Annotated in this window: 9 protein-coding genes; 7 read left to right on the plus strand and 2 right to left on the minus strand. The window is 74.6% G+C overall.

Features of this window, described 5'->3' with window-relative positions; genetic code table 11:
- A partial coding sequence (locus D6689_16325) for a serine/threonine protein kinase (GenBank protein RMH39489.1) occupies window positions 1–1,435 on the minus strand: 1,435 nt, incomplete at its 3' end.
- Between the two features lie 402 nt (window positions 1,436–1,837).
- Window positions 1,838–3,046, minus strand: coding sequence for an acetyl-CoA C-acyltransferase (locus D6689_16330; protein ID RMH39490.1), 1,209 nt, complete (start codon window positions 3,044–3,046; stop codon window positions 1,838–1,840).
- Window positions 3,047–3,103: 57 nt separating this feature from the next.
- On the opposite strand from D6689_16330, the gene D6689_16335 reads away from it, so the two are divergent.
- The 7 genes from D6689_16335 to D6689_16365 all read left to right on the plus strand — a co-directional run bounded on the left by D6689_16335 (window position 3,104) and on the right by D6689_16365 (window position 11,836).
- Window positions 3,104–3,523 (plus strand): hypothetical protein, encoded by a 420-nt coding sequence (locus D6689_16335; GenBank protein ID RMH39491.1) that lies wholly within the window; start codon window positions 3,104–3,106, stop codon window positions 3,521–3,523.
- Between the two features lie 69 nt (window positions 3,524–3,592).
- Window positions 3,593–6,409 (plus strand): N-acetylmuramoyl-L-alanine amidase, encoded by a 2,817-nt coding sequence (locus tag D6689_16340; GenBank protein RMH39492.1) that lies wholly within the window; start codon window positions 3,593–3,595, stop codon window positions 6,407–6,409.
- On the plus strand, window positions 6,313–6,942 hold the full coding sequence (locus tag D6689_16345) for a hypothetical protein (GenBank protein RMH39493.1): 630 nt from the start codon (window positions 6,313–6,315) through the stop codon (window positions 6,940–6,942). Before D6689_16340 ends, D6689_16345 begins: the two co-directional genes overlap by 97 nt.
- A gap of 31 nt (window positions 6,943–6,973) precedes the next feature.
- The gene (locus D6689_16350) at window positions 6,974–7,570 is read left to right on the plus strand and encodes a hypothetical protein (GenBank protein RMH39494.1); all 597 of its coding nucleotides are present in this window, start codon (window positions 6,974–6,976) and stop codon (window positions 7,568–7,570) included.
- Between the two features lie 5 nt (window positions 7,571–7,575).
- Window positions 7,576–8,379, plus strand: a complete 804-nt coding sequence (locus D6689_16355; GenBank protein RMH39495.1) for a hypothetical protein — start codon at window positions 7,576–7,578, stop codon at window positions 8,377–8,379.
- 19 nt (window positions 8,380–8,398) lie between these two features.
- Window positions 8,399–10,705, plus strand: a complete 2,307-nt coding sequence (locus D6689_16360; GenBank protein ID RMH39496.1) for a hypothetical protein — start codon at window positions 8,399–8,401, stop codon at window positions 10,703–10,705.
- A 180-nt stretch (window positions 10,706–10,885) separates the two neighbouring features.
- Window positions 10,886–11,836, plus strand: coding sequence for a hypothetical protein (locus D6689_16365; GenBank protein RMH39497.1), 951 nt, complete (start codon window positions 10,886–10,888; stop codon window positions 11,834–11,836).
- Window positions 11,837–11,852: the final 16 nt, after the last annotated feature.

Below are 11,852 nucleotides of genomic sequence, written 5' to 3' on the forward strand. Positions count from 1 at the left end.
CGTACGGGCAGACCGGCGGCAGGTCGAGCACGGCGGCGAGGATGGATCGCATCGGGTAGTACGGCGTACGCAGGCCGCTCGGGTCGGGAGCAGCCAGGAAGATGCGGGCGCCGGCTGCGGCCGCGTCGGCGCACGCGTCGCGCAGCAGCCGCGACGTCCCCGACCCCGGCGGTCCGGCCACGACCAGCGAACCTCCCGGCGCGCCGGAGCCGTCGTCGCCGCGCAAGCATGCGGTCAGCCGGTGCAACTCGTCGTCGCGTCCGATCAGCGGCAGCGGGAACACGCCGAGCGACTGCGCCTCCGCCGTAGGCTCGGCCTGGGCGAACTCCCGCGTCGCCGTCGATTCGTCCTCGACACCGAGCGGAGGCTGATGCCACTCGGTGTCGGCGGCCGCCATCGTGTCGCTATCGAGGAGCGTGCGCACGTGCGCGGCCGCGAACTCCAGCGTCTGCCGGCGCGGCGCCCCCCGCCCGTGGCCGCATTGCGGGCAAAACCGGAACGACGCCGCGACCATGACGCCACAGCCGCGGCACATGACCTGTTCGGCCTGCTCGCGGGAAGTAAGGGCGTCGTTGATCGCCGCGCGGAACTCCTCCGCCGAGCGGAACCGGTCCGCCGGCCGCTTCGACAGCGCCTTGAGTGCCGCGGCCTCCAACTCGGGGTTGATCGGCCAACGGTCGCCGACGACCGCGCGCGGCGGCACCGGCTGCTCGCGCAGGTGTCGGGTGAGGATTTCGAGGGACGTGGCGTTGGCGTCGGCGAACGGCGTGCGGCCGACCAGCAGCTCGTACAGCAACACCCCGGCGGAGTAGAGATCGCTGGCGACCGTGGGCTCGGCACCGGCGATCACCTCGGGCGCCATGTACTCGGGCGTGCCGCACACGCTGCTGTCGTCGTGGTCGCGCCGGCTACCCGCCAGGCGGGCGATGCCGAAGTCGACGACTTTTGCGAGATCCCAGCCGCCGCGGCGGTGTTCGACGACGACGTTGTCGGTCTTCAGGTCCGCGTGGATGACTCCGGCGGCGTGCGCCTCCTCGAGGCCCGACAAGATCTGGCCCACCAGATCGGCGATGCGCCCCGTGTCCAGCGGATGGCAGCGCTCGAGCATCGCCGCCAGCGTTTCGCCGCGGAGATACTCCATCACGATGTACAGCAGGCCGTCGGTCGTCTGGCCGAAGTCGAGCACGGCGACGGTGTTCGGGTGGTTCAGGCGCGACGCCGCGAGCGCCTCGTCGTGGAAGCGGCGGACGAGACGCTCGTCGCTGGCCAGCTCCGGGCGCAGAATCTTCACCGCGACGGTGCGGCCCAGCGAGATCTGGTTCGCCTGGTAGACCGTGCCCGACGCCCCCTGCCCGACGCACTCGTGGAGCTCGAACTTGTCACCGATTACGCGCCCGATGAGCGGGTCCGCGCCGTCCGATGTCGTGTGTTCCACTGCGTCACTCGCCGTATACCGTGCCCGTGTCGGGATGCCCCCGACTGGAGTGGCAGTATGACCCAAGCGGCGGCGTTCGGGTAGGCCCAAGTGACCGAGGGGGGCTCGTGTCGGCCGGCGCGGTGACGCGGGTCGAAGTCGGCCGCGGACGGCCGGTACCACCGACGCGATGTGGGCGCACCTCGCGCCCCGCGCGGCGCGGCCGCCGGCGCCCCGCAACCCGGGCTGTGCCCCAGGCGGCGCGGCGACGCGCTCCGGCATCGGACGCGCGGCGGACCCGGGCGGCGACCCGCCGCCGGCCGTCCTCGCCGCGGCCCGACCCGGGGCCGGCAGCTGCGACCGCGCCCGGAGGCCGTCGCTCGGGCCCGCGTGCGCCCCGGCCGCCGCGGGCCGCCGGCGCGGTCAGCAGCGCTCGAGGACCGTCGCGATGCCCTGGCCGACGCCGATGCACATCGCAGCCAGCCCGTACCGCGCGCCGCGCCGGACCAGCTCGTGCGCGAGCGTCACGACCAGTCGCGCGCCCGACGCGCCGAGCGGATGGCCCAGCGCGATCGCGCCGCCGTTGACGTTGACGCGCTCGGGATCGAGTTCGAGCTGTTCCACGCACGGGATCGCCTGCGCGGCGAACGCCTCGTTGATCTCGGCGACGTCGATGTCGGCGACGGCGAGCCCGGCGCGCGCGAGCGCCGTGCGCGACGCCGGCACCGGGCCGAGTCCCATGGTGTTCGGGTCGACGCCGGCGACGCCCCACGCGACGTAGCGCGCCTTCGGCGTCAACGACAGCTCGCGGACGGCGCGCTCGCTCGCGACCAGCATCGCGACCGCGCCGTCGTTGAGACCCGACGCGTTGCCGGCGGTGACCGTGCCGCCGGCGCGGAACGCGGGCGGCAGGCGCGCGAGCTTGTCGAGCGTCACGTCGGGGCGCGGGTGCTCGTCGGCGCGGCACACGATGGGCTCGCCCGTCTTGCGGTCGCGCCCGGTTTCGATCGGAACGATCTCGTCGGCGAACCGGCCCGCGTCCGCCGCCGCCTTCGCGCGCTGCTGCGAGCGCAGCGCGAACGCGTCCTGCGCTTCGCGGGTCACGCCGCATCGCTCGGCGACGCACTCGGCGGTCTCGCCCATCTGCAGGGTGCCGTACCGCTCGGCCATCTTCGGGTTGACGAACCGCCACCCGAGGGTCGTGTCGTACGCGGTCACGTTGCCGCGCGCGAACGCCGACTCGGCCTTCGGCAGCACCCACGGCGCGCGCGACATCTGCTCGACGCCGCCGGCGATGACGAGGTCCGCCTCGCCGAGCAGCACGAGCCGCGCCGCGTCGGCAAACGCCTGCATGCCGGAGCCGCACAGCCGGTTGACCGTCACGCCGGGGACCTCGACCGGCAACCCGGCGAGCAGCGCCGCCATCCGCGCGACGTTGCGGTTGTCCTCGCCCGCCTGGTTCGCGCAGCCGAAGATGACGTCGTCGATCCGGTCGGTCGGGATGCCGGTGCGGGCGACCAGCGCGGCGATGACGTGCGCAGCCAGGTCGTCGGCGCGCACGCGCGCAAGCGCCCCGCCGTGGCGGCCGAAGGGGGTGCGAAGTCCATCGATGAGGTAGGCGGCGGTCGGCATGGCGGGAAAATAGCCGAAAAATTCGCGCCGCCGGCGCGCCGGCGCGATCCTCGGCCCATGCGGATCGACGCGGAACTTCGTACCGACGCGCAGACCGCCGGCTGGTTCGTCGCGCGCCAGCCCGCGGTGGTGCGGTTTCTCGAGCGGCGCTGTGGCCCGACCGATGCGTTCGCCGTCGCGCTCGATGCCGCGGTGCGCATCTGCGCCGCGTTCGAACGCGCCGCCGGCGTGCCCCCGCCGCCGGTGCCGTTTCGGCTGCTCGACCGCGCCGACGACGCCCTGGCGATCGAGGCGCTCGGCCCCGGGGCCGCCCGCGGGTTGGCCGCACGCCACCCGGAGCTGTGCGCGTGGATCGCGCGATGGGTCGCCGACCCGCCGCTGCCGCTGACCGCGGCCGAGGCCGGCCGGGTCGGCGCGTGCCTCACCGCGGTCGTCTACGCGCTGGACGAGATCACCACCGGCCGGCCCGTTCCGTAGGCGCGCGCGATCGAACGTTTGTTCGACCGTGCACGGCGGCGGCGACCGCTGCGCTATGCTGGCTGACCGGTGGGTGCAGTCGGTCATGCAGCGCGGCGTCGCGCCCGCGCGCTCGTCGCCGGGGCGGCCGCCGTGACGGCCGTCGCGAGCGCGGCGGCCGTCGCCGCGCCGTCGCGCCCCGCGCCGCCGGTGGCCGCCTGCGGGATCGAGGACCCGCGCGTCGCGCAGGCCGCGCCGCCGGTGCCCCGCCGGCGCGGCGAGACGCCGGGGTTGGCGGCGAGCGCGCCGCCGCTGGTGCGCCGGATCGCGCCCGCGCGCCGCGCGGTGGGCCGGGGCGCGCACGGCGGCGCCCTCGCCGGCAAGACGGTCTACGTGTCGGCGGGCCATGGCTTCACCTGGAACGCGACGGTGGGAGCGTGGAGGACCCAGCGCGGCAACACGCACGATCTGGTCGAAGACCTCGTGTCGGCCGAGACGGTCGACCAGTTCCTCATCCCCTACCTGGTCAACATGGGGGCCTACGTCGTGCCGGTGCGCGAGGCGGACCTCAACCCGAACCGCGACATCGTGGATGATGCAACCGACGACGGGCGGTTCGTCGCCGAGGGTAGCCCGGCGCCCGCCGACGACGGCGTCGGTTTCGGCGTGGTCGCGGAGCCGATCGCCGGCGATGTCAACCCGTTCGAGTCGGGCCGGGCGGTGGCGCTGCCGACGACCGCCCAGGAGACGGCGCGGGTCACCTGGGTGTTGGACGTGCCGGAACGGGGCGAGTACAACGTCTACGTCGCGTACGTGCAGCGTCCCGACCGGGCTTCCGACGCTCACTACATCGTGCGTCATGCGGGCGGCGAGACGCACTTTCGCGTCGACCAGCGCCGCCACGGGTCGACATGGGTGCGCCTCGGCCGGTTCTACTTCGACGCCGGTGTGGCGCCGAACGCCGGATCCGTGACCCTCGCCAACGACTCGGCCGACGCCGGCACGACCGTGTCGGCCGACGCCGTGCGCATCGGCGGCGGCATGGGGACGATCGATCGCGGCGGCGGCGTCAGCGGCCGGCCGATGTTCGAAAACGCGGCGCGCTACTACGCGCAACTGTCCGGCGCGCCGCCGTCGGTGTACGACTACACGACCGCCGACGGCAACGACGACGTCGGCACGCGGTCGCGGTTCGCCGCGTGGGATCACGAGGACGGCGAGGACGCGGTCTACGTCGCGTGGCACACCAACGCGCCGAGCCCGGCGCGAGGCACGTCGTCGTTCGCGTACGGCCCGAGCGCGTACGGCAGCGTCGATGAGTTCACGGGCGTGCCGGGTTCGCTCGAACTGATGGACGCGATCCACCGCGAGCTGATCGGCGACATCCGCGCCGCGTGGGACCCGGAGTGGACCGACCGCGGCCAGCACACCGCCTACTTCGGCGAGGTCAACCCGAACCACAACCCGGAGATGCCGGCGGCGCTGTTCGAGGTCGCGTTCCACGACACCGCCGAGGACGCCGACGCGCTGCGCGATCCGCGGTTTCGCCGGCTCGCCGCCCGGGCGATCGCGCAAGGCGTGGCGCGCTACTTCGCCGCGCGCGACGGCGCGGAGCTGGTGTTGCCGCCGGAGCCGCCGGCCGGCGTGTCCGCGACGCAAGCCGGCGGCGTCGTGACCCTCGCGTGGCGGCCGCCGGAGCCCGACCCGGCCGGCGGCGATCCGCCCGACGCGTACGTCGTGTACCTGTCCGGCGACGGCCATGCGTTCGACGACGGCCGCGTGGTCGACGGCGAGCGGCTCGAACTGACCGGGCTGTCGCCGGGCGAGGCGGTGTACGCGCGGGTGACCGCGATCAACGCGGGCGGCGAATCGCTGCCGTCGCCGGTCGTGGGCGCGCGCGTGGCGACCGGGCCGGCGGCGCGCGTGCTGGTCGTCGGCGGGTTCGACCGGCTCGACGGCGCGATGCTCGTGCGCGAGGACCTGTCGGCCTATGCGCTCGGTACGGTCGACCGCGGCCTGCTCGATCGGATCAACGACGGCAGCTACGCGGCGCGCCACGGGGCGGCCATCGCCGCGGCCGGCGTGAGCTTCGACGGCGCCGATCACACCGCGGTCGCCGCCGGCGACGTGGACCTCGGCCGCTACGATCTGGTCGACTGGTTCGTCGGCGAGGAGTCGACCGCCGACGTGCCGTTCGACGGCGCCGAGCGCGCGGCCATCGCCGCGTTCGTCGCCGGCGGCGGCGGACTGTTCGTGAGCGGCTCCGAGATCGGCTGGGCGCTCGAGGACCGCGGGCTCGCGCCCGGCTTCGTCGCGGACGTGCTGCGCGCGGCGTTCGTCGCCGACGACGCGGGGACGTACGGCGTGGTCGCGGCCGGCGAGCCGTTCGACGGGCTGGCGGCGCTTGCGTTCGACGACCGCGGCCCCGGCGGCTACGACGCGGAGTTCCCCGACGTGTGGGCGCCGGCCGACGGCTCGGGCGCGGTCGTCGCGCTGCGCTACGACGGCGGCGGCGGCGCGGCGATCGCGTGGCGGGACCCGACGGGGGGCGCGCGCACGCTCACGTTCGGGTTCCCGTTCGAGACGATCTCCGGCGAGTCGGCGCGCGCCGACGTGATGGCGCGCGCGCTCGCGTTCTTCGGCGTCGACCCGGATCCGCCGCCGATCGGTCCGGACGCCGGCGCGGGCGCCGGGGCCGACGCCGGCGCGGGCGGCAGCGGCGGCGAGGTGACGGCCGGGTGCGGATGCCGCGCGACATCGGGCCGGCGGCCGTGGCCCGCGTCGCCGATTTGTGTATTCTTCGCGGCCGTATGGACCATCCGCAGGTTGTCGTCACGGCCGAGACGGTCGAGCGGACGATCGCGACGTTCACGGCGCTCGACCAGGCGGGCGACAAGCGCACGATGACCAAACTCGCGCGCCGGTTGGGCAAGGACCAGCCGGCGCTGCTGCGGTTCGCCGCGCGCCTGAAGGACGACCACGGCGATGCCGTCGGCGAGGCGGCCGTGTTCTACGGCACGCTGGTGTGGGCGATGTTCGAGACCCAGTTCGGCAAGAAGCTGCACCGGCTCACGCAGGCCAACCTCGAAGCCGCGCGCGAAGTCGTCGCCGCCGAACGGGCCAAGATCGACGGGCTCGACGCACGGCCGGTCCACGAGCGCACCGCGCCGGCGCTGGTCGACCGGCAGCCGCACGTGTACGCGAAGCTGGTCGAACTCGTCGAGGAGGACGTGCGCGAGGGCGCGATGGCCGAGGAGACGGCGGCGCTCATCTTCGAGCCGACGCAGGTCATCGTCGAGGCGTTCGACGCCGCGATGGCCGGCCGGCGGCCGGGCCAGCGGCTCGGTCCGGTCGTGCGCGAGACGCCGAAGGTGGGCCGCAACGACCCCTGCCCGTGCGGATCCGGCAAAAAGTACAAGCGCTGCTGCGGCGCCGCGTGATTCGGCCGGCGCGGCTGTATAGTCGCCGCCGATGGGCATGAAACCGCGACAGGGACGACAGCCGGAGTCGCCGGCGCGCGCCGCGGACGTGACGGCGGCCGATCCGGCGCTGTGGGCGCCGCTGACCGAGGGCGAGCGCGCCGACGCGCTGCGGCTCGTGGCCGAGGACGGCCGCGCCGCCGGCATGGTCAAGGTGGGTCGCTATCGCGTCGCGGCCGTCGAGCCGCTCGCGCTCAAGCCTCCGCATCCGCGCGCGGGGCGCCGCTGCGCGCGCGTCGTCGCGTACGACTACGCCGCCGCCGCGCGGGTCGACGCGGGCGTCGACCTCGATGCCGGCGACGTGTTCCATTTCGCGACCGCGGCAGGGCAACCGCCGCTGGCGGCCGCGGAGGAGGCCGCCGCGATCGCCGTCGCCGCCGCCGATCCCGACGTGCAGGCGCAACTCGGACTCGACGACCGGCCGCGCGCGGCGCTGCAGTACTGGAGCCGCCATCCGGCGGACCGCGCGTACCGCGCGCGCGCGGCCGCGGTGGTGTTCGGCCCGGCCGGAGGCGCGCCGTCGGTGGTGGCCGTCGTGGATCTGGCTGACCGGCAGGTGACCGAGGTCGTGCCGGCGGAGCGATGGTGACGGCGATGACCGGCGTCCTCGTGGAAGCGAACTGGCGCGTGCACTACCGGATGACGGAGACCGCAGGGCTCGCGGTCCACCTGGTGGACTACTGCGGCCGCCGCGTGCTGTGGGACGCGTCGCTGCCGTTCGTGCTCGTCGACCATCAGCAGACCGACCTCGACCCGGAGGACCGCGTCGACCGGCACGGTCCCGTGTGGGCGCCGCTCGGCGCGCGCACGCAGGCCGGCGACGTGCGCGTGCAGGCGTTCCGCGGCGGGTTCGAACTGGCGGTCGACTTCGCGGCCGGACCGTTTCGGTACACGCAGTTGTGGCGGTTTCACCGAGACGGCCGCGCCGCGCCGTGGCTGATTGTGCATCCCGGCGGGCTGCACCCGGCGCACACGTATCACCCGCATTGGCGATTCGACATCGACCTCGACGGAGCGCTCGACGATGCGTTCGAGGTGTTTCGCGGCGGCCGCTGGGAGCGGGTCGCCGAGGAGGGCTGGTTCCCGTACACGGGCGAGGCCGACGCGGACGGCGCCGTGTGGCGGCAGGTCGACTTCGGCTCGGGGGCGTGCGTGTCGGTGCGGCCCAACCAGTGGGAGGACGCGGAGGTGTTCGCCGTGCGCTACCACGACGGCGAGTGGCCGCCGTTTGGCCCGCACGGCGGATCTGGCGATCAGCCGTATCCGGCCGCGTTCGTCGGCGACGAACCGCTCGATGGCGAGGACGTGACGCTGTGGTACGTCGGCCACGTCCACTACGACGACGCGTTCCCGTTCGTGTCCGGCCCGTGGCTGCGCGTGACCGGCTTCGGTCCGTGACGCCCGCGGCCGCCCGCGGATGCGCCGCCCGTGGTGCGCCCCCCGGAGGACGACGCGCGGGCCGCCGGCGAGGGCGTCCCGCCCGCGTCGCTTGCGGCGCCCCGGGAGGCCGGCCAGGCGCCCGTCTTGCGCAACAATCGCCATCGTGACGCGCGGTTGGCCCGCAACCCGCGCGGCGGGCGGGCATGCCCGCGGCGGCGCCGCCGGCCGGCCCCCCTCAACTTCGCGCGGGTCTGGCCGATTTCGAGGGCGAGGAGGGATGGGCCAACTCACGGACATCGACGACCTGACGGCCCGGCGCGCCGCCGCGACCGTCGTGCGCCCGCCGGACCTGGGCCCCGGCTCGATGGTCGGCGAGTGGGAGATCGAGAGCGAACTGGCCGCCGGTGGCATGGGGATCGTCTACGCCGTGCGCCACCCGATCATCGGCAAGCGCGCGGCGCTGAAGTTGTTGCGTCCGGAGCTCGCGCGCGACGCGGAGGTCGTGCGGCGATTCGTCGCCGAGGCCACTGCCGTCAACACGATCAACCATCCGAACATCGTCGACGTGTTCGGGTTCGGCTGCCACTCGGACGGGCGCCACTACTGCGTGATGGAGCTTCTGTCCGGCGAGAGCCTCGCCGACCGGCTCGAGCGCGAGGTCCAGTTGCCGCTGGCGGACGCGATGCCGATTCTCCGAGACATCGCGGACGCGATCGACGCGGCGCACGCGCTGGGAGTCGTGCACCGCGACCTGAAGCCCGACAACGTGTTCCTCACCGACGGCGGGACCGTCAAGGTGCTCGACTTCGGTATCGCCAAGCTCGTCGAGCAACAGCGCACCGCGACGCAGCCCGGCGCAATCCTCGGCACGCCGCTGACGATGGCGCCCGAGCAGTGCCGCGGCGACGACGTGGACCATCGCGCCGACGTGTACGCGTTCGGTGCGCTCGTCTATCGCGTATTGCTCGGGCGGTATCCGTTCGAGGCAGACGACGTGCACGCGTTGCTGTTGCACCACGTCAGCGACGATCCGCCGCCGCCGAGCGCGCTCGGCGCCTCGGCTCGGCTCGACGGCCCGCTGCTGCGCGCGCTCGCCAAGGATCCGGCGGCGCGCTACGACAGCCTCGGCGAGCTGCTCGACGACATCGAACGGGCGGTCTCGAGCAGGCCCGAGGTCGTCGCCGACGCGATCGGCTACGAGACCGGCGATGTGCCCGCGATCGACGACGCCCGCGGCCCGAGTCGGAGGGTGCGGTGCGTGGCCTACGCGCCGGCCGCCGATGCGGTCGCGACCGACGGCGAAGGCGGGGCGATCGACGTGTGGAGCCTCGACGGCCAACGCAGCGTGCGCCTCGAGGGCCACGCCGGCGACGTGACGCACGTCGCCTACAGCCCGACCGGAGACCTCATCGCATCGGCGGCGCTCGACCTGCAGATTCGCGTGTGGCGGACCAACGGATCGCTGATGCACGTGCTGCGAGGACATCGGGCGCGCATCACCGCGCTGCGGTTCTCCGAGGACGGCACGCGCATCCTGTCCGGCGCGGAAGATGGCGCCATCCGGGTGTGGGAGATCGGCACGGCGCGCGAGTGGGTGTACAAGGGCCACCGCGGCGCCGTCCGCGCTGTCGTTGCATCGCCAACGGATGTGCGGATCGCATCGGTCGGCGACGACCGCACGGCGCGCGTGTGGGACGACAGCCGCGGCGGCCGTTGGGTGCTGCGCGCCGACCGGCTCGGGTTGCGCACGGTCGCGTTCAGCCCGGATGGCTGTCGCCTGGCAGCCGCCGGCTACGACGGCGTCCTGCTCGAGTGGAACCTCACCGAGCCGTACGACATCGCGCGCCGCAGCGTGCGCCGCCGGACGGGCCACCGCGGCGCGATCAGTCACGTCGCCTACTCGCCCGACGGCGAGTGGCTCGCGTCCGCGGGGGCCGACGGCACGGTGCGGCTGTGGCCGCGCGATCACCGGCCGCCCCGCGTGTTGTCGGGCCACGGCCGCCGCGTGCGGCGCGTCGCGTTTTCGCCCGACGGGCGGTACCTCGCGTCGGCCGGAATCGACTGCTGCGTGCGGCTGTGGGACGTCCGCAGCGGCCGTTGCGAGGACATCGTCGGGCTGGAGCATCCGACCTCGTGGGTGACGTTTTCGCCGGACGGGGAGCACCTTCTGTCGTGCAGCTCGCCGCGGTCGGTGGTCGTCACGCGGGTGCCGCGGCGGCGCACGGTTCGGCTGGCGCAGGCGCCGATTCGGCGCGCGCGGCGCACGTCGTCGGCGGGGGCGTACGTGCTGGCGGCCGGCCTGGTGGCCGCGGCCGCGGCCGCCGCCGCGCTGATGTGGACGTAGGCGGCGATCGGGCGCCCGCCGGCGCGGCTGTGCCGCCGGCCGGCGCGGTGCGGGGCGCCCGCCGCGGGCGGGTCGATCGCCTCGCGCAGCGCGTCCTCGAGCGCCGCCCGCGCCTCGCCCTCGCGGGGCGCCCGCCGCGGGCGGGTAGATCGCCTCGCGCACCCGTGCGTTCTGACCGGCATGTTCGCGCACCGGATGACCTGGATCGCCGCTGTCTTCGTCGCCGCCGCGTGCGGTACGGCTCGCGCCGACGCTCGCCCCGACCGCCCCCTTCGGGTCGCAGAGCGCCCGCGGGCGCCGTATTCGCTCGAAATTCTGGATAAATACGGACGGCCGTTGCCGACGTTCGAGCACCGCGGTCGCTTCTACGTCCTGGGCAACGTCGACCAGCGCTACGTCATTCGCGTCACCAACCCGACCGACCGGCGGGTGGAGGCGGTGGTGTCGGTCGACGGCCTCGACGTGATCGACGGCCGGCCGGCCGACCTGCGCAAGCGCGGCTACGTGGTGCCGGCGCGCGGCGAGCTGCGCATCGAGGGCTTTCGCGTATCGACCCGCGAGGTCGCCGCGTTCCGGTTCTCGGCGGTGGCCGATTCGTACGCGGCGCGCAAGGGGAAACCGCGCCACGTCGGCGTCATCGGCCTGGCCGTGTTCGAGGAACGGGAGCCCCCTCAGGTGATCGTCGATGCGCCGCCGGTCCCCGACGACCGTCGCGACCGCTACGACTACGACTTCGAGGACGACCTCGTCGAGGGCGAGCTGGCGCCGCCGCCGGCGGCCGGCACCGGGGGCGCGCGTCACGCCGCGCCGGCCGGCGCGGACGCGCCGGCGGCCAAGACGGCGTCGCCGCGGCGGGCCCCGGCCGAGCGGTGCTGCGGCTGGCGCCCGCGCGGCCGGCCCGGACTCGGCACCGAGTTCGGCGAGCGCCGCAGCTCGCCGGTGCAGTGGACCCGATTCGAGCGCAAGAACCCGGCGGTGCCGGACGCGGTCGCCGAGCTGCGCTACAACGACGTGGACGGCCTGCGCGCGCTCGGCATCGACATCGCGCCGCGGGTGACCGCCGCCGAGATCGAGACGCGGGAGACGGCCGACCCGTTCCCCGGCTCGCGGTTTGCCGAACCGCCGCGCTGATCGGCGCGCCCACCGC

The organism is Deltaproteobacteria bacterium, from assembly GCA_003696105.1.
Lineage (GTDB): Bacteria > Myxococcota_A > Polyangia > Haliangiales > J016 > J016.